17 protein-coding genes are annotated in these 18,564 nt (G+C 60.9%); 6 read left to right on the top strand and 11 right to left on the bottom strand.

From position 1 onward, the window contains the following. Positions 1–55 precede the first annotated feature (55 nt). The 6 genes from serA to ACR0BK_RS09285 all read right to left on the bottom strand — a co-directional run bounded on the left by serA (position 56) and on the right by ACR0BK_RS09285 (position 9,031). The gene (gene serA / locus ACR0BK_RS09310) at positions 56–1,651 is read right to left on the bottom strand and encodes a phosphoglycerate dehydrogenase (protein ID WP_480493919.1); all 1,596 of its coding nucleotides are present in this window, start codon (positions 1,649–1,651) and stop codon (positions 56–58) included. Between the two features lie 96 nt (positions 1,652–1,747). After that, positions 1,748–2,902 carry a phosphoserine transaminase gene (locus tag ACR0BK_RS09305; protein WP_480474210.1) on the bottom strand — a complete coding sequence of 385 codons (1,155 nt, stop codon included), beginning with the start codon at positions 2,900–2,902 and terminating at the stop codon, positions 1,748–1,750. A 196-nt stretch (positions 2,903–3,098) separates the two neighbouring features. Beyond that, positions 3,099–5,954: an aminomethyl-transferring glycine dehydrogenase gene (gene gcvP, locus ACR0BK_RS09300; RefSeq protein WP_480476842.1), complete on the bottom strand. Its 2,856-nt coding sequence runs from the start codon at positions 5,952–5,954 to the stop codon at positions 3,099–3,101. A 113-nt stretch (positions 5,955–6,067) separates the two neighbouring features. Then, positions 6,068–6,433 carry a glycine cleavage system protein GcvH gene (gcvH, locus tag ACR0BK_RS09295; RefSeq protein ID WP_480474211.1) on the bottom strand — a complete coding sequence of 122 codons (366 nt, stop codon included), beginning with the start codon at positions 6,431–6,433 and terminating at the stop codon, positions 6,068–6,070. 18 nt (positions 6,434–6,451) lie between these two features. Next, the gene (gene gcvT / locus ACR0BK_RS09290) at positions 6,452–7,546 is read right to left on the bottom strand and encodes a glycine cleavage system aminomethyltransferase GcvT (RefSeq protein WP_480554425.1); all 1,095 of its coding nucleotides are present in this window, start codon (positions 7,544–7,546) and stop codon (positions 6,452–6,454) included. A gap of 288 nt (positions 7,547–7,834) precedes the next feature. Beyond that, on the bottom strand, positions 7,835–9,031 hold the full coding sequence (locus ACR0BK_RS09285; protein ID WP_480554424.1) for a Zn-dependent hydrolase: 1,197 nt from the start codon (positions 9,029–9,031) through the stop codon (positions 7,835–7,837). Positions 9,032–9,170: 139 nt separating this feature from the next. On the opposite strand from ACR0BK_RS09285, the gene ACR0BK_RS09280 reads away from it, so the two are divergent. From ACR0BK_RS09280 to ACR0BK_RS09265, 4 genes are read left to right on the top strand one after another with little or no spacing between them, the layout of a single operon-like run. Next, positions 9,171–9,821, top strand: coding sequence for a histidine phosphatase family protein (locus ACR0BK_RS09280; RefSeq protein ID WP_480554423.1), 651 nt, complete (start codon positions 9,171–9,173; stop codon positions 9,819–9,821). 21 nt (positions 9,822–9,842) lie between these two features. Beyond that, positions 9,843–10,457 carry a glutathione S-transferase family protein gene (locus ACR0BK_RS09275; RefSeq protein WP_480474213.1) on the top strand — a complete coding sequence of 205 codons (615 nt, stop codon included), beginning with the start codon at positions 9,843–9,845 and terminating at the stop codon, positions 10,455–10,457. 14 nt (positions 10,458–10,471) lie between these two features. After that, complete coding sequence (locus ACR0BK_RS09270; RefSeq protein ID WP_480489468.1) at positions 10,472–11,527, top strand: saccharopine dehydrogenase; 1,056 nt, start codon at positions 10,472–10,474, stop codon at positions 11,525–11,527. 3 nt (positions 11,528–11,530) lie between these two features. Next, positions 11,531–12,673, top strand: coding sequence for a saccharopine dehydrogenase family protein (locus ACR0BK_RS09265; protein ID WP_480554422.1), 1,143 nt, complete (start codon positions 11,531–11,533; stop codon positions 12,671–12,673). 94 nt (positions 12,674–12,767) lie between these two features. Here the strand turns inward: ACR0BK_RS09265 and ACR0BK_RS09260 are convergent, their stop codons facing one another. The 3 genes from ACR0BK_RS09260 to ACR0BK_RS09250 all read right to left on the bottom strand — a co-directional run bounded on the left by ACR0BK_RS09260 (position 12,768) and on the right by ACR0BK_RS09250 (position 13,799). After that, the gene (locus ACR0BK_RS09260; protein ID WP_480474216.1) at positions 12,768–12,971 is read right to left on the bottom strand and encodes a DUF1127 domain-containing protein; all 204 of its coding nucleotides are present in this window, start codon (positions 12,969–12,971) and stop codon (positions 12,768–12,770) included. A 37-nt stretch (positions 12,972–13,008) separates the two neighbouring features. Beyond that, positions 13,009–13,140 carry a DUF1127 domain-containing protein gene (locus ACR0BK_RS09255; protein WP_480554435.1) on the bottom strand — a complete coding sequence of 44 codons (132 nt, stop codon included), beginning with the start codon at positions 13,138–13,140 and terminating at the stop codon, positions 13,009–13,011. Between the two features lie 341 nt (positions 13,141–13,481). Continuing rightward, the gene (locus tag ACR0BK_RS09250; protein WP_209505065.1) at positions 13,482–13,799 is read right to left on the bottom strand and encodes a DUF3775 domain-containing protein; all 318 of its coding nucleotides are present in this window, start codon (positions 13,797–13,799) and stop codon (positions 13,482–13,484) included. Positions 13,800–13,950: 151 nt separating this feature from the next. Here ACR0BK_RS09250 and ACR0BK_RS09245 point away from each other — a divergent pair, with 151 nt between their 5' ends. Then, a complete protein-coding gene (locus tag ACR0BK_RS09245) occupies positions 13,951–14,607 on the top strand; it encodes a sigma-70 family RNA polymerase sigma factor (RefSeq protein ID WP_480517947.1) in 657 nt (218 codons plus the stop codon). 10 nt (positions 14,608–14,617) lie between these two features. Beyond that, positions 14,618–15,268: a ChrR family anti-sigma-E factor gene (locus ACR0BK_RS09240; RefSeq protein ID WP_480554421.1), complete on the top strand. Its 651-nt coding sequence runs from the start codon at positions 14,618–14,620 to the stop codon at positions 15,266–15,268. Positions 15,269–15,331: 63 nt separating this feature from the next. On the opposite strand, the gene ACR0BK_RS09235 is transcribed toward ACR0BK_RS09240, so the two are convergent. Next, positions 15,332–16,561: a DNA recombination protein RmuC gene (locus ACR0BK_RS09235; RefSeq protein ID WP_480517951.1), complete on the bottom strand. Its 1,230-nt coding sequence runs from the start codon at positions 16,559–16,561 to the stop codon at positions 15,332–15,334. A 52-nt stretch (positions 16,562–16,613) separates the two neighbouring features. Then, on the bottom strand, positions 16,614–18,476 hold the full coding sequence (gene mutL / locus ACR0BK_RS09230; RefSeq protein ID WP_480493930.1) for a DNA mismatch repair endonuclease MutL: 1,863 nt from the start codon (positions 18,474–18,476) through the stop codon (positions 16,614–16,616). Positions 18,477–18,564: the final 88 nt, after the last annotated feature.

Here is an 18,564-nt window from a genome sequence, read left to right as displayed (position 1 = left end):
CCCGGGTATTCGTATAACCGGGTCCTGAACTGTTTCTTAAACTCAACAGCCGCGATCAGGCGACGTCGAATTCCAGCGGTTTGATCTGCGTGAACAGGCCTGTTTCGGCAAGCTTTGCCCGTGCTTCGGCCGGGACCGGTTCGTCGACATAGAGCAACGCAATCGCTTCGCCGCCAGCCTCTGTGCGGCCGAGGGTAAAATTGGCGATGTTAACGTTGTTTTCACCCATGGTCTGACCCAGCGTGCCGATGATGCCGGGCACGTCTTCGTTGGTGGTGTACAGCATATGAGCGCCGACCTCGGCATCGATGTTGATGCCCTTGATCTGGATAAAGCGCGGCTTGCCATCGCTGAACACCGTACCCGCGATCGACCGTTCACGCTTGTCCGTTACGACCGTGACCTTGATATAGCCATCAAAAACACCCGACTTGTCCTGATTGGTGGTCGAGATTTTGATCCCGCGCTCTTTCGCGACCACAGGGGCCGAGACCATGTTCACCTCGGGGTTGAACTTTTTCATGATCCCCGCGACCACCGAACAGTTCAGCGCAGCCAGATTCATTTCAGCGGCCACACCGTCATAGAGGATGTTGATCGCCTTGACCGGCTCATCCGTCATCTGGCCGATGAAGCTGCCCAGATGACCTGCCAGCTTGATCCACGGCCCCATCAGCTTGGCTTCTTCCGCTGTCACGCTGGGCATGTTCAGCGCGTTCTCGACCGCGCCCGTCAGCAGGTAGTTCGAAATCTGTTCAGCCACCTGCAAGGCCACGTTCTCCTGCGCCTCGGTGGTCGCCGCGCCCAGATGGGGCGTGCAGACCACGTTGGGCAGGTTGAACAGCGCGTTATCCTTGGCGGGTTCTTCGCTGAACACGTCAAAGGCCGCTCCGGCAACATGACCGGATTGCAGCATTTCGGCCAGAGCCACTTCATCGACCAGACCGCCACGGGCACAGTTGATGATCCGTACACCCTTTTTGGTTTTGGCCAGATTTTCGCGGCTCAGGATGTTGCGGGTCTGATCGGTCAGCGGCACATGCAGGGTGATGAAATCGGCGCGCGCCAGCAGTTCGTCCAGCTCGACCTTTTCGACGCCCATCTTGGACGCTTTCTCTTCGCCCAGATAAGGATCATAAGCGATGACTTTCATCTTCAGGCCCAACGCACGTTCGCACACGATGCCACCAATGTTACCGGCACCGATCACGCCCAGTGTCTTGTTGGTCAGCTCGATCCCCATGAACTTGGACTTTTCCCACTTGCCCGCATGGGTCGAGGTGCTGGCCTCGGGGATTTGCCGCGCCACGGCGAACATCATCGCGATGGCGTGTTCGGCGGTGGTGATCATGTTGCCGAAGGGTGTGTTCATCACGATCACCCCTTTTTTCGAGGCTGCCTCTTTGTCGACATTGTCGGTGCCGATCCCGGCGCGGCCGATGACCTTCAGCCTGTCGGCTTTTTCCAGAAGGGTCGGTGTAACCTTGGTTGCCGAACGGATGGCGAGGCCATCATATTGACCGATCACCTCGGCAAGCTTGTCTTTGTCTTTGCCCAGCTCGGGCATGAAATCCACGTCAATGCCACGGTCGCGGAAAATCTGCACTGCGGTTTCGCTGAGATTGTCGGATACGAGTACTTTGGGAGCCATTTTGGTTGGTCCTTTGAATTCTTCAGGGGGTAGCGGGCTGACGCCCGCCTTACATCAGTGATGGGGTAGGCCGGGCTTCAGCCCGGCACATGAAACTCAGGCAGCCTGCGCCTGCGCTTTGATCTCGGTCGCAAAGGCCCATGCCAGCCAGGGCAGCATCGCCTGAATATCCGAGGTTTCAACCGTACCGCCGCACCAGATGCGCAGGCCCGCAGGCGCGTCGCGATAAGCGCCGATATCAAGTGCGATATTCTCGGCCTCAAGTCGCTTGGCGACCGCCTTGGCAAAGGCTGCACCGTCCTGAATACGCGCGTCGGTGAACTTCAGGCAGACCGAAGTGTTCGACCGTGTCGCCTCATCCTCTGCCAGGTTTGCGATCCAGCCGTTCTGGTCGCAGAACGCGTGTACCGCACCCGCATTGGCATCCGCACGCGCGATCAGCCCCTGCAATCCGCCCACCGAGCGGGCCCAGTCCAGTGCAAACAGATAATCTTCGACCGCCAGCATTGACGGCGTGTTGATCGTTGCCCCGGTAAAGATGCCTTCGATCAGCTTGCCGCCCTTGGTCAGGCGGAAAATCTTGGGCAGCGGCCATGCGGGGGTATAGCTTTCCAGCCGTTCAACAGCACGCGGGCTGAGGATCAGCATCCCGTGGGCTGCTTCGCCGCCCAGCACTTTCTGCCAGCTGAAGGTTGTTACATCCAGCTTGTCCCAGGGCAGATCCATCGCAAAGGCCGCCGAGGTTGCATCGCAGATCGTCAGGCCCTGGCGGTCATCGGCAATCCAGTCGCCATTGGGTACCCGTACACCCGAGGTTGTGCCGTTCCACGTGAACACCACGTCATTTGCGAAATCGACCGAGGCCAGATCAACGATCTGCCCGTAATCCGCGGTCTTCACCTCGGCGTCGATCTTCAGCTGCTTGACCACATCGGTCACCCAGCCGGACCCAAAGCTTTCCCAGGCCAGCATCTCGACCTTGCGCGCACCCAGCAAAGACCACAGCGCCATTTCAACCGCGCCGGTGTCCGAGGCGGGAACGATGCCAATGCGGTAATCCGCCGGAATGCCCAGAATCTCGCGCGTGCCTTCGATGGCCGCCTTCAGCTTATCCTTGCCGACAGCGGCGCGGTGCGACCGGCCCAATGCGGCATCAGCCAGTTTTGTCAGGTCAAATGTGGGGGGTTTGGCACAGGGGCCCGAAGAAAAACGCGGATTTGCCGGCCGCGTCGCCGGTTGTTCGATCGTCATGTGTATTACCCTTCCAGATACACGCCCCTCGTTGGGGAGGGGTGTCCCACGGACAGACCTAGGGGGCCCTCGCACCTGCAGCAAGCGGAAAAGACGCTTTCCCGGGTAAAAACGACATCTGAAACGGGCACAAATCAGAACACGCGTTTCCGATTGGCGAAAAACCCCGCCGATGTTTCGGCGGGGTTGGGTTGTGTTACTCTGCGGCGTCTTCGTATGCGTCCATGGGTGGGCATGTGCAGACGAGGTTTCGGTCGCCGTATGCGTTGTCGACGCGGTTGACGGGGGACCAGTATTTGTCGACGCCCATGGAGCCCGGAGGGAAGCAGGCCTGTTCGCGGGTGTAGGGGCGGTCCCAGTCGCCGACCAGATCACGCACCGTGTGAGGGGCGTTTTTCAGCGGGTTGTTTTCCGCGTCGATCTTGCCGTCGATGATGTCCTGCGCTTCCGAGCGGATCGAGAGCATGGCGTCGCAGAAACGGTCGAGCTCGTCCTTGGGTTCGGATTCGGTGGGCTCGACCATCAGGGTTCCGGCCACCGGCCAGCTCATCGTGGGGGCGTGGAAGCCTGAATCGACCAGACGCTTGGCCACATCGTCGACGGTGACATGCGCCGCCTCGTCCAGCGGCCTTGTGTCGAGGATGCATTCATGCGCCACCCGGCCCGTTTCCGATGTGTAGAGGATCGGATAGGCGTCCTTGAGCCGCGCCGCGATGTAGTTGGCGTTCAGGATCGCCACCTTGGTGGCCTGCGTCAGCCCCGCACCGCCCATCAGCAGCACATAGGCCCATGAGACGGGAAGGATCGAGGGCGAGCCGAAGGGGGCCGCCGAGACCGGGCCCACGGCGGTGCCATATTCCGGGTGGCCCGGCAGATGCTCGGCCAGATGCGCCTTGACGCCGATCGGACCCATGCCGGGGCCGCCACCGCCATGCGGGATGCAGAAGGTCTTGTGCAGGTTCAGGTGGCTGACATCGCCGCCAATGTCACCGGGGCGCGACAGGCCGACCATGGCGTTCATGTTGGCGCCGTCGATATAGACCTGACCGCCGTGATCATGGGTGATCTGGCAGACCTCCTGCACGGTGGTCTCGAACACGCCATGGGTCGAGGGGTAGGTGATCATGCAGGCGGCCAGATGGTCCGAATGCTTTTCCGCCTTTTCGCGGAAGTCATTCAGATCGATGTTGCCCTTGTCATCCGATTTCACCGGCACAACCTGCCAGCCCACCATCTGCGCCGAAGCCGGGTTGGTGCCATGGGCCGAGGTCGGGATCAGGCAAACATTGCGCTGCCCTTCGCCACGGGCGAAGTGATAGTTGCGGATGGTCAGAAGGCCCGCATATTCGCCCTGCGCGCCCGAGTTGGGCTGCTGGGAGATCGCGTCATACCCGGTGATCTGGCACAGCTTGTCGTTCAGATCCGCAATCATCTCGTGATAGCCCCGCGCCTGATCTTCGGGCACGAAGGGATGCAGGTTGCCGAACTCGGGCCAGGTGACCGGGATCATCTCGATCGTGGCGTTCAGCTTCATGGTGCACGAGCCCAGCGGGATCATCGCCCGGTCCAGCGCCAGATCGCGGTCGGCCAGACGGCGCATATAGCGGGTGATCTCGGCCTCGGCCCGGTTCTTGTGGAAGATCGGGTGGGTCAGGTACTCGCTTTCGCGCAGCGCGTAATCCGGCAGGCGGTATTGCTTGTTCGAGCTGTCATCCTTGCGGTCGATGCCGAAGGCACCCCAGACCGCCTCGATGGTTTCGGGGCGGGTCTGTTCGTCCAGGCTGATGCCCACGCGGGTCTCGCCGACCTTGCGCAGGTTGACGCCACGGGCCACGGCGGCCTCCATCACCACGTTCTGCAGGTGGCCGACCTCGACCGTGATGGTGTCGAAGAACACTTCGGGTTCCACCGCAAAGCCCGCCTCTTCCAGACCGGCGGCCAGGCGCGAGGTCTTGCGGTGCACCGATTGCGCGATCGCCTTGATGCCGTCGGGTCCGTGATAGACCGCATACATCGAGGCAATGACCGCCAGCAGCGCCTGCGCGGTGCAGACGTTCGAGTTCGCCTTTTCGCGGCGGATGTGCTGCTCGCGGGTCTGCAGCGCCAGGCGGTAGGCCTTGTTGCCGCGGCTGTCGATGCTGACCCCGATGATCCGGCCCGGCATCGAGCGCTTCAGCTTGTCGGTGGTCGCCATATACGCGGCGTGCGGGCCGCCATAACCCATCGGCACGCCAAAGCGCTGGGTCGAGCCGATGGCGATATCCGCGCCCATCTCGCCGGGGGATTTCAGCAGCGCCAGCGACAGGATGTCGGCGGCGACAACGGCGATGGCGTTATGGTCATGCAGCGCCGCGATCTCGTTCGTGAAGTCGCGCACATGGCCATGGGTGCCCGGATACTGGAAGATTGCACCAAAGACGGCACCTGCATCCAGCTGATCGGGATCGCCCACCTGCACGTCGATGCCCAGCGGCTCGGCGCGGGTTTTGATGACCGCGATGGTCTGCGGATGGCAGTTGCGGTCGACGAAGAAGGCCGCGTTATTGGCCTTGGACCGGCCGCCGCGCTTGGCCATTGCCATGGCTTCTGCTGCGGCAGTGGCTTCGTCCAGCAGCGAGGCGTTGGCCACATCGAGCCCGGTCAGGTCGCTGACCATGGTCTGGAAGTTCAGCAGCGCTTCGAGCCGGCCCTGGCTGATCTCGGGCTGATAGGGTGTGTAGGCCGTGTACCAGGCCGGGTTTTCCAGAATGTTGCGCAGGATCGGCGCCGGGGTGGTGGTGCCGTAATAGCCCTGACCGATCAGCGAGGTCAGAACCTTGTTCTTGCCCGCCACCTGCTTCATGTGAAAGAGCGCATCGCGTTCCGTCATCGCCGGGCCCCAGTCCAGCGGCTCCTTCTGCCGGATCGCGGGCGGGACGGTGGCGTCGATCAGCTGGTCCAGCGTCTTGAAGCCGATCACCTGCAGCATGTCGCGCATCTCGGTCGGGCTGGGCCCGATGTGGCGGCGATTGGCGAAGTCATAGGCTTCGTAGTCGGTCAGTTTGAAGGCCATTGCAGCGCTCCTCAAAGAATGTCTCGCCCGGCCGCTCTGGCAGATGCCTCCGGCGGGAGTATTTGGAAAAAGATGAAGCGGGGAGCCCCGGTCTCTGGGGCTCCGGGCCGGATTTAGCCGATGAAGGCCTTGTAGCCGGCTTCGTCCATCAGATCTTCCAGCTGCGCGGCATCGGCGATCTTGATCTTGTAGATCCAGGCCTCGCCTTCGGGGTCGTCGTTCAGCGCGCCGGGATTGTCGGCCAGCGCCTCGTTCACCTCGATAATCTCACCATCAACCGGCGCGTAAAGCTCGGAGGCGGCCTTGACGGATTCGATCACGCCGATCTCGCTGTCCTTGTCGAACTCGTCGCCCACTTCCTGCTGCTCGACAAAGACCACCTCACCCAGCTGCTCGGCCGCGTGTTTGGTGATGCCCAGCGTGGCCGTGTCGCCTTCGACCGCCAGCCATTCATGCTCTTCGGAATAATAGGTTGCCATGGTGTCTCTCTCCTGACTTCAACGCTTGTAATTCTGTTTGACGAAGGGCAGCGCCACGATCTGCGCCGGTTGCGCCTTGCCCCGGATGATCAGGTTGACCTTCTCGCCCGGCTCGCCATGGCCCGCGGACACATAGCCCATTGCAACCGGGCCGCCGACCGTGGGGCCAAAGCTGCCCGAGGTGATCTGACCGATGGTGTTGCCCTCAAGGCATTGCACCTCGACCCCCTGACGCGCGGGCGCGCGGCCGTCGGGCTTGATGCCCACCAGCTTGCGCGCAGGCCCCTCGGCCAGTTCGCGCTGCACACGTTCCGCACCCGGAAAGCCGCCTTCTTCCTTGCGGCGTTTCTGCATCGCCCAGCCAAGGCTGGCCTCGACCGGCGAGGTGCTCTGGTCAATGTCATTGCCGTACAGGCACAGACCCGCCTCCAGCCGCAGGCTGTCGCGCGCGCCCAGACCCGCCGGTTCGCAATCCTCATGCGCCAGGAACGCCCGGGTAATCTCGATCGCCTTGTCTTCGGGGATCGAGATCTCGTACCCGTCCTCACCCGTGTATCCCAGCCGCGAGATGCGGCATTCGACACCCAGGATGTCAGCAATCGTGGTTTCCATGAACTTGAGGTCGCGCGCCGCAGGGCAGAGCGCGCCCACCACATCCTCGGCCTTGGGACCTTGCACGGCCACCAGCGCGCGGTCGAAGATCTCGGTCACTTCGACACCTTCGAGATTGTCGCGCATATGCGGAATGTCCTGATGGCGCAGCGCCGCGTTCACGACCACAAAGTAATGATCCCCCGCATTCGACACGATCAGGTCATCCATGATCCCGCCTTCGGCATTGGTGAAGAACCCGTACCGCGCCTTGCCTTCCTTCAGCGTCGCATAAGCCTGCGGACACAGAGCTTCCAGCTTCTCGCCCACATTCTCGCCCCGCAAAATCACCTGACCCATATGCGACACATCAAACAACGCCGCCTTCTCGCGGCACTGCTTATGCTCGCCCATGATCCCCAGCGGATACTGAACTGGCATCTCCCACCCGGCAAAATCAACCATCTTGCCGCCCAACTCAACGTGAAGCCCATACAACGGCGTGCGTCTAATCTCGGTCATCTTGGATACCTTTTCGTATCTTTCGGTTTCGAACGCATTCCCGTCAGTCTGCCCCACGCTATCAATTTTGCAACGATTCCGGTCAACTTGCGAACCAGAGTACCGCCTGTGGGACAAGTCTGTATACGGGCGTATGCATCCTTAGCGTTCCTATAGGAAACTTTTTTCCGTTAGGCAACATTGGTCTTTTGGCTTTTGCAAGGGTTTGCTGATCACAGTTTCGAGCGCGACGATAACACCAGACAAACCAACCGCAATGGCCTGTAAAAACAGTATTTTACCCGCACCTTATCGCACCCGCCCTTCAAGTGACTGCACTGCGAGATCCAGCACCCTCAGCCCGGACACAAGATCGCTTTCGGCGGTATCTTCGGCAAAATCGTGGCTTATACCGTTGATTGAGGGCACAAACAGCATCGCAACAGGCATCAGGCGCGACACGTTTGTGGCATCGTGCAGCGCGCCCGACGGCATCCTGCGCCAACTGCCGGGGGCCACCTGTTCGGCACCGTGTTCCAGCGCCACGCGCAGGGTCTGATCCATCGTGACGGGTTCCAACCCGAGCAAAGGGCCGTAGGTCAGCACCATGTCCTGTTCGCTGGCTATTTCCTGTGCTGTGGTACGGATGATCTCCTCCATCCGCGACAGCCGATCCGGATCGCCATCGCGCCACTGCATCGAGAACCGCGCCCGACCCGGCACGATGGACGACGCATTGGGGTGAAGGTCGACCCGCCCGATGGTCCAGACGGTTTGCGGTGTCACCACGTTGCGAAACCGTTCGTTGAGGCGCGTGCTGAACAGTGACAACGCCTGAAACGCATCGCGGCGCAAATGCATCGGCGTGGTGCCCGCGTGATTCTGCTGCCCTTCGAAGGTGATCGACATGTCCCGGATGCCGACGATATCGGTAACGACGCCGATCTGCTCGTTCGCTGCGTCCAGAGAGGGGCCCTGTTCGATATGCATCTCGACAAAGCCGCTGAACCGCGCGGGATCGACGAAACCCTGCGACAGGTCCGCCATGGAAGATCGGGCTTCGCCAAAGCTGACGCCAGAACCGTCGGTCAACACATCGGCCTTGTCCAGCGGCAGACCGCCGGACCAGACCGCCGAGCCCGTGGTCACACCGAACCGGCCTTCTTCGTCCTGAAAACTGACGACCGAGATCGGCTGGTCGCTGGACCGCGCGATCTCCAGCGCGGCAATCACGCCGAGCGCGCCGTCCAGCCAGCCGCCTTCGGGCTGGCTGTCGGAATGCGACCCCATGAGCAGAGAACGGCCAGGCGCCAGCCCGAACAGGTTGCCGACCGGGTCGAAATGCGGTGTCAGACCTGCGTCGGCCATACGGTCCGCCAGCCATTGGCGCGCCGCGATATCCGCTTTTGAATAGGCCGGGCGGATGACTCCTTTGCCCACACCCGAGGCACCGAATTCACGCAGCTTGTGCAGATCATCCAGAAAACGCGTGTGATCGACGGCCATGAATCCCTCCGGGCGCAGTTGGTCAGGGCGACCATAGCCAGAAACCGGACAGCTGCGAATGTTTTTCCGGCGAGATCAAGAAACCCCTCTGGTCCCGGCAAGGAACCTGCCCTAAGACTTCGGCGCAAGAGGGAGCGACATGTCACATATCACATTGGTGCGCCACGGGCAGGCAAACACGACAGCGCGCGACGAAGCAAGCTATGACAAGCTGAGCGATCTGGGCCATCAACAGGCCCGCTGGCTGGGCGCGCATCTGCGTGACACCCGCAGCCACTATACACGCGTCTATTGTGGCACCCTGACCCGCCACACCGAGACGGTGGCCAGCATGGGATTGACCGATTCTGTCTACGACGCACGGCTGAACGAGATCGAGTATTTCACCCTTGCACAGTTATTCGAAGAACAGCATGGCGTCGAAATCCCGACCGATCGAGAGGGATTTGTCGAACACTTGCCCAAAACCTTCGCGGCCTGGGCCAGCGGAAAGATCGAGAACGCTCCGGAAACCTTCGAGGCGTTTGAAGCCCGCGTCCGCGATGCGCTGCACGAGATCGGGACCGAGGGCGGACCGGCCATCGTCGTGACCTCGGGCGGGTTGATCTCGATGGTGGTGCGGCAGGCGATGGGGTTGGACATCCCGTCGATGGCGCGGGTGGCCCTTGCCATCATGAACACGTCGATGCATCGTCTGCACCCGATTGGCGCGCAGCTGAGCCCGGTCCTGTTCAATGCGGTGCCGCATCTGGAAGCACCTGACCGGCAGTTTGCGCAGACCCACCTGTAGGAAGCAGATTGGAGATCCCCGATGCAGCTTTATTACGCACCCCGAACCATCTCGGTCGCTGTTGCGATTGCTCTGGAAGAGGCCGGACTGGACTATGAAGCAATCAAGCTGGACTTTGCCGATGGGGAACAGACAAAACCGGCCTACAAGCAGATCAATCCCAAGGGGCGCGTTCCGGCGCTGGTGGTCGATGGCGGCATCCTGACCGAGACCGGCGCGTTGCTGGAATATATTGCGGCCAAGGCACCCGAGGCCGGGTTGGTGCCAGCTGATCCGGTCATGGCCGCCCGCATGCGCGAGGTGATGTTCTATCTGGCCTCGACCATGCATGTGAACCACGCCCACAAGCTGCGCGGGCATCGCTGGGCCGATAAGAAATCCAGCTGGAAAGACATGACGGACAAGGTCGCGCAGACGATGACTGCATCTTGCGACTATATCTCGTCAAACGGGCTGCGCGGGCCGTTTGTTCTGGGGGACGCGTTCTCTCTGGCCGATGCCTATCTTTATGTGGTTTGCAGCTGGCTGGAAGGCGACGGCGTCGATGTCTCGGCCTTTCCCAGGATCATCGCCTTCCGCGAGGCGATGGAGGCACGGCCTTCGGTTCAGGCGGTGCGCGCTGCCGGGATGCTCTGACAAAAGGAAGTAAGATGACACATCTCTGGGTCAGGGCGGAACAGCGCCCGAACGAGGAACGGGTGGGGCTGACACCCGAAGGAGCCGCAGCACTGATCGCCGCAGGTATCCGCGTGACGGTTGAGGAAAGCTATGTCCGCGCCATTCCGATTGATGGCTACAAGGACGCTGGCTGTGCAATCGCGGCTGAGAATTCGTGGCCCGAGGCCCCGCTGGACGCGATCATCTTTGGCCTCAAGGAACTGCCCGAAGATGGCACCCCCCTGCCCCATCGCCACATCATGTTCGGCCATGCCTATAAGGGCCAGCATTCGGGTCGTGCGCTGCTGGAGCGGTTCAAGGCCGGGGGCGGTACGCTTTATGATCTGGAATATCTGGTGAGCGAAGATGGCCGCCGCGTTGCCGCCTTTGGTTACTGGGCCGGGTATGCCGGTGCTGCGGTAACGCTCAAGACGTGGGCGGCACAGCAACGGGGCGACGCATGCCCGCCGGTTGGAGTATATGCAGGCAAAGACGTTCTGAACGCTGAATTGCTGGCCGAGTTGGACGCCACCGGAGCCCCACGCCCCCGCGCCATCGTGATCGGTGCACTGGGTCGCGTGGGTACGGGGGCCGCAGACCTGTGCGACGCGATGGGCGTCGACGTCACCAAATGGGACATGGCGGAAACCGCCAGCGGCGGACCGTTTCCGGAAATTCTGGACCACGACCTGTTCCTGAACTGCATCTTCGCGCGCCCCGGAACCCCGGTCTTTGTTCCGCGTGAGGCGTTGACTGCCCCGCGCACCCTGACCGCTATCGGCGATGTCGCCTGCGACCCGGACAGTGATTACAACCCGGTGCCGGTCTATGACCGTGCAACCACATGGGACGCGCCCGCTTTGCGCGTGGCAACCGATCCGGTGATGGACGTGATGGCCATCGATAACCTGCCGTCGATGCTGCCGGTCGAAAGTTCGGAAGATTATGCGGCACAGCTTTTGCCGTCGCTTCTGACCCTGACCGATCTGGACAGCGGCGTCTGGGGTCGGGCAGAAGCAACTTACAAAACACATATCGAAGGGATCTGAGCGATGACGATTCACTGGTGTGGCACCGGCCTGTCGGCCATCCCCGGCCTGCGCCGTCTGATCGAGGGCGGTCACAAGGTCACTGTCTGGAACCGGACGGTCGAAAAAGCCAGGGCCGAGGTTGGGGACCTGACCAACGATATTCGCGCCTTCGACATCGACGCTCTGGGTGGTGTGCTTGAGAAGGGCGACGTGATCGTGTCCATGCTGCCGGGCGACTGGCACGTACCACTGGCAGAACTGGCGATTGCGAAACAGGCCAATTTCGTGTCGTCATCGTATATCGCGCCCGAAATGCGCGCACTGGACGACAAGGCGCGCGAGGCCGGTGTGGCGCTGGTCAACGAAGTTGGTCTGGATCCGGGCATCGACCACCTGATGGCCCATGCACTGGTCGATGACTATCGCGCCTCGGATGCGTTCGATCCGCAAAACCACCTGAGCTTTATTTCGTATTGCGGTGGCATTCCCAAGATCCCGAACCCGTTCCGCTACAAGTTCAGCTGGTCGCCGTTGGGTGTGCTCAAGGCGCTGCGGTCGCCGTCGAAGTCGATCCGCGACTATGCCCCGCTGGACGTTGCCCGTCCGTGGGATGCGATCAGCAGCTATATCGCGCCGCTGCCAACGCCGGAAAGTTTCGAGGTCTATCCCAACCGCGACTCGATCCCGTTCAAGGCGCAGTACCAGTTCGAGGATCACTGGCCAGTCAGAGAATTCGTCCGCGGCACCCTGCGCCTGAACGGTTGGGCGGATGCGTGGTCGGATGTGTTCCGTGAAATCGAAACCCTGTCGGGCCCGGAAGGGGATGCGCGTCTGAAAGAGATGTCTGACCAGTTCTGGAGCGAAAACGCCTATGACGAAGGTGAGCCCGACCGCGTTGTGCTGTGTGTTGGACTGAAAGCCGAGAAAGACGGCGTTCCTGTCTGGCACAAGACCTATGTCATGGACGCCTGGGGCGATGAGCGCGGCACAGCAATGGCGCGTCTGGTATCGATCCCGGTTTCACTTGCCGTCGAGGCCGTTTTGAACCGCGCCATCCCGGCAGGCGTTCACGCAGCCCCGAGCGACCCAAAACTGGTACAGGGCTGGATGGCCGAGATCGACAGGTTGGCCCAGCACTTGCAGATCGTGGATCATACGGCCTGATCGCACGAAAAAAGCCATTCCAGAGTTTCTGGAATGGCTTTCATTGTTCTTCTTCAGGCATGGTAAACTCGTCTGGATTCCTCTGAAGGTATCTTCAAATATAGCGCTCGATGGTGTCTTCGACATCGCTGCGGTTGATGCCAAGCTCTGCCAGCTGATGGTCGGTCAGGCCGTTCAGATGCTGGGCGGCCCGAACGATATCCGGGCTGATGGCTCGAATGCGCATGGCGCGATCAAACAGCAACAAGGCGCTGGCGGCCGGGGTCGGTTGATTGGTCGAGGGGATAAAGTCAAACATACTGATTACCTCACGCAAGGGTTGCGAAACTTTCGGGTCACTGCTGGTAGGGTGCGTTGTGATACACGCTGTGATAAGCACGCCGACGGATCTGGTCGCGGGGAATGCCGATATCGTTCAGCTGCTTGTCGCTGAGCTTTTCCAGCTTCCGAACGGTTTTTGAGAAAATCTGGCGTCGGAAATGTTAAACTTTTGCGTCGGCATATTTGGCAAAGAGGCCGTCCAAGAGGCCCTTATGAGTGTCAATCGTCTGTGCATGGGTCATTGCTGGTTCCTCCAATATTTGAGTTGCTTGGTTGTGATAGCTTCAAATAAGGGAGGCCACCGTTAAGGCCGCCAGTCGGAATCATTAAAGTTTGTTGAGATGACGCGTGCAGCTATTCGCGACCGGTCTGCCCTACCTGTTCCTCACTTACAGGAGTGCCCGCGCAGCGGAAGGCGCGTTGGCCTTGGTATCCGACGCTGGCGACCAACGCACAAGTCTGTTTTTGGGTGATGCCGCCGAAGGGCCTACATCAGATCGTTTTCTACGTCTTCCGCAGATATTCCCAGTGCGTCCAGACCATTCTCAAGGTGGTCAGACATGTGCGGTGTTCCGATCAGGTAGTCTGCACAGGGGGTCGAAGCCTCGGACTTGGCGGTGGCGATGGCCTCGGCCAGATCTTCCGCGAAAAAGCTCTCGCGCCCGATCCACATGATGGCAACCAGTTCGGCCTGCTCGTCTTCGCTCATGCGGTCGATGAACGCCCGCAATTCGCCCTCGGCCCGGTTCAGTTCGCGGCCCATCATGGCGACCTGGGCGACTTTTCTTGCCGAGATTTCCAACATCTCTTCCACTCCTCGTGTTCGCGGTTGTTACGCCATCACAACCACCGACAGCGGCCTGCGTCTTTGATCTTGAACAAACAGGCGGATCAGCGCCGCGAACAAAATGTCCCGATAAAGTGATCCGGCTTGGGGCGTGCGCCGTAATGTGGTTATGTTTACCCAGACCAATACAGCGACCTTGGACGGACCAGCGGTTGAAACACCCGCCCCTCAACCTTGGCGCATCAACAAACACATCAAGGGTAGGCGGGTGAACGACATCAACGGCAAGCGCGAGACCAGGGCCGAATGGGTGGACCACGTCAGACGCATCCGGGATGCGCAGGATCAGGCGGCATTTGCCGATCTGTTCCAGCACTTCGCGCCGCGTATCAAGGCCTTTCTGATGAAGTCAGGGGCTGATGCCGCCATGGCAGAAGAGTGCGCGCAAGAGGTGATGGCGACCTTGTGGCACAAGGCCCACCTGTTCGATCCGACGCGTGCCACTGTGGCCACGTGGGTGTTCACCATCGCACGGAACAAGCGCATTGACGTGCTGCGCAAGCAACGCCGTCCTGAACCCGAGGATCTGGGTTGGGGTCCCGAGGCAGAGCCCGATCAGGATGACGTCATCGCGCTGCAACAGGAAACCGCGCAACTGCGCACCGCCTTGCAGGCGTTACCGGATGCGCAGCGGGACCTGATCGAGAAGGCGTATTTCGGCGACCTGAGTCACCGGGAAATAGCGTCACAAACCGGATTGCCACTGGGAACAATCAAGTCACGGATACGGCTGGCGCTGGATCGCTTGCGCCACGCGATGAATTGAGATGAGTAAGATGAACAAGTTGATCAAACATCACCTGATAGATGACCTGCTGATGGCCTATGCCGCAGGCAACCTGCCCGAAGCCTTCGATCTGATGGTCGCCACGCATCTGTCCCTATGCGACCACTGCCGTGCGCGCGCAGAAAGCTATGACGCCGTTGGCGGGCAAGTTCTTGACAAGCAGAGTGAGGCAGTCAGCATGAGCGAAACCTCTCTGGCGGCCACGATGGCTTTGATCGCCAAGGGTGCTCCGGCGCCCAAGCCCGTTCGCCCGGGATGTGCAGTTCTGCCGGCCCCGTTGCAGGATTACGTGGGTGGAACAGTCAAGGACATCCGCTGGAGGCCGATTGGCATGGGCGTCAAACAGGCGATCCTGCCGACCACTAAAGACGCCACCGCCCGATTGCTGTTCATCCCAGCCGGTGCCGCCGTACCGGATCATGGCCATAACGGCATGGAGCTGACAATGGTTCTGCAAGGGGCTTTCTCGGACGAGGTTGACCGCTTTGCCCGCGGCGATGTCGAGATCGCTGACGAGGATCTTGAACATACGCCTGTGGCGGATATCTCGGAAGACTGCATTTGTCTGGCGGTTACGGATGCGCCGCTGAAATTCAACAAGCTGATGCCGCGCCTGTTCCAGCCCTTTCTGCGTATCTGAACGCTTGCAGGCGCTGGCCCATCAGAACCGGCCCGGTGCCGGTTCAGTTTTTCAACAGGATCCTCAGCCTTCGTGACGCGCCAGAGGTACAACCTCTGTTTCAGTATCGGGCGCGATTTCTTCGAAGTCGAAATTATCCAACCGCTGCGCCCGGCGGCCGGCCTTTTCGGCACTGATCTTGATTTCCGAGATATCCTTGGCCGCCTGACCGAAGTGACGGTCGAGGTTTGAAACGCGGTCACCCAGACGGTCCACATCCTTGTGCAGCAATCCCAGTTCTTTGCGGATCGCACCGGCCTGTTCACGCATGCGCGCATCTTTAAGGATCGCCCGCATCGTGTTCAGCGTGGCCATGCAGGTGGTGGGAGAGACGATCCAGACCCGTGCGGAGAACCCTTCGCGCACCACATCGGGCAGGCGGGCGTGCAGCTCGGCATAGATCGCTTCGGACGGGACAAACATCAGGGCACCGTCAGCGGTTTCCCCTTCGAGGATGTATTTCTCGGAAATGGCCTTGATATGCACTTTCACGGCAGCGCCAAAAGCCCGCAGGCATCTTTCAACATCTGCCTTGGTCTGCGCGGCGGCAAGTGCTTCGAAATCCTCAAGCGGGAATTTCGCGTCAATCACGATCGGGCCAGGCGGGTTAGGCAGATGCACCAGGCAATCCGCGCGCCTGCCGTTCGACAAGGTGGCTTGCAGCGAATAGCTGTCCGCGGGCAGTGCCTTGGACACGATATCGTTCAGCTGAATCTCACCAAACATCCCGCGCCGCTGCTTGTTCGACAGGATATCCTGAAGGCTGAGAACATCGCCCGAAAGTTTCGTGATATTGTCCTGCGCCTTGTCGATGGCGGCCAGACGTTCCTGCAGCTGCGTCAGTGATGTCGCCGTCTGTTTTGACGAACCGTGCAGGGTTTCCTTCATCCGTTCCTGCATCTCGGCCAGCGCGCGGGCCGATTTCATCGCGTTATCCGCCAGCCGGTCATTCATCTGCTGCTGGACCGAGGACAAGCGTGCCTCGACCGTCTGGATCACCTGTACCTGCGCGTTGGCTTGCGTGTCCGAAACATGCTGCAAGCCGCCGCGCAACTGTTCCTGCCCCTGCCCCAGCTGCTGCACATGCTGACCCAGAAGCGCCATCTGCCGCGCCAGCGGTTCCGCCATCCGGGCCGAGCGATTAGCGGCGCGCAACGACAGGAACAGCAGTAGCAGGATCAGCGCAACTGTTCCGCCCACGATAAGAACAACCGGGTCATCCAGTGCATATTCTGTTCCTGCAATCTTGATCATGTCGCCTCGAATGTTCTTGTTTTATTCTTACTAACCTGCAGTGGCCAATGGATCAACTGCGCCCGAACAGGCGTTCGATGTCGCTTAGCTTCAGTTCCACATATGTTGGTCGCCCGTGATTGCACTGGCCGGAATGCGGCGTCGCCTCCATCTCGCGCAGCAGCGCGTTCATTTCCTCGGCCCGCATACGGCGGCCGGACCGAACCGAGCCGTGGCAGGCAACCCGGCTGAGAATCGCCTCGATCCTTGCCTGCACCATCTGGCTTTCGCCCTGTTCGGCCAGTTCGTCGAGGATATCCAGGATCATCGCGCGCGCATCGACCTCGCCCAGAATGGCCGGGGTTTCGCGCACGGCAATGGCGCCTCCGCCAAAGGGTTCGATGGTCAGCCCCAAACGGGACAGGTCATCACAGACAGCCATCAGACGGGCGCAGTCACCTTCGGACAACTCAACAATCTCAGGGATCAAAAGCGCCTGCGCCGCAACGCCCGTCTTGGCCATCTGTGTTTTCAGCTTTTCATAGACCAGCCGTTCATGCGCGGCGTGCTGATCAACGATCACCATTCCATCGGCAGTCTGGGCGATGATGTAGTTTTCATGCACCTGTCCGCGCGCGGCGCCCAGTGGAAGATTCTGGGCATCAGGCTCCTGACCCTGCGAAGCGGGTGCAACCGGGATCGGATCGACAATGCTGCCGCTGTAATCATGCGCCAGTTCCGCAAAACCCGGAGCCTGTGCCCGGTACGCAGCCTGGCGCGCTGCAGGCGACGGGCGATCCATCTGATAGACCCGCGCTGGTGCAGACTGCGCGGGTTCCGGTCGCATTGCACCCAAGGTCGCATTGGCCACGGTCGAGGACGCGCGATGCCCGGCCTCTGCCAATGCGTGGCGCAGGCTGGATACGATAAGCCCGCGCGCAACGCCGGGATCGCGGAACCGGACCTCGGACTTGGCAGGGTGAACGTTCACGTCAACCAATGTCGGGTCGCAGTCGATGAACAATGCCGCAGCCGGGTGACGGTCCCGGCTTAGGAAATCGAAATAAGCCGCCCGTAAAGCGCCGGTCAGCATCTTGTCGCGCACGGGACGCCCGTTGACAAAAAGGTACTGCGCCACCGCAGCGCCACGGGAATAGGTCGGCAGGGCCGCATAGCCAAAAAGCCTGAGGCCGTCGCGCGAGGCATCGACCCGCAGCGCATTCTCAGCAAACTCGCGCCCGATCACACGGGCAAGACGGGCGTGCAAGGCGTCAAACAGGTCGCCATTCTCGCGATCCGCGCGGAAGATCACGCGGCCTACGCCACCGCCCGAGACATCGCGCAGGGTAAATGTGACGGATGGCTCAGCCATCGCCAGCCGCTTCACCATGTCCGTGATCGCCTGCGCCTCGGCCCGATCGGTGCGCATGAATTTCAGCCGGGCGGGGGTGGCGAAGAACAGATCGCGCAGCTCGACCACCGTGCCCGCGCGCAGGGCGGCAGGCTTGACCGAACCCATCTTGCCACCCGCGACATGGATCTGCGCCGCATCCAGACCCGGCGCACGGCTGGTTATGGTCAGGCGTCCGACAGCCCCCAACGAAGGCAAGGCTTCGCCTCGAAACCCGAAGGTGTGGATATTCAGCAGATCCGATCCGTCGATCTTTGATGTGGCATGGCGCGACAGGGCAAGCGGCAAATCTTCAGCCGGGATACCGCACCCATCGTCGGTCACGCGGATCAGCGTCTTTCCCCCGTCGGCGATTTCGACGGCTACACGCGTGGCCCCGGCATCCAGTGCATTCTCGACCAGTTCCTTGACGGCCGAGGCCGGGCGTTCCACCACTTCACCCGCCGCAATACGGTTGATCGCAGCATCGTCAAGCTGTCTGATCACGGGGCGATTTTCGCTGATATTGGGGTTTGTCTGCGCCATACCCCTAGACCTAGCACAACCGCGCACGATTCTACCACCGGTTTGAGCATGTCTTCTGTTCGGAAAGGGGCACCCGGATAGCTGTGAA

It is taken from the genome of Ruegeria sp. AF1, assembly GCF_056542125.1.
This window is presented reverse-complemented; position numbering and strand designations above follow the sequence as displayed.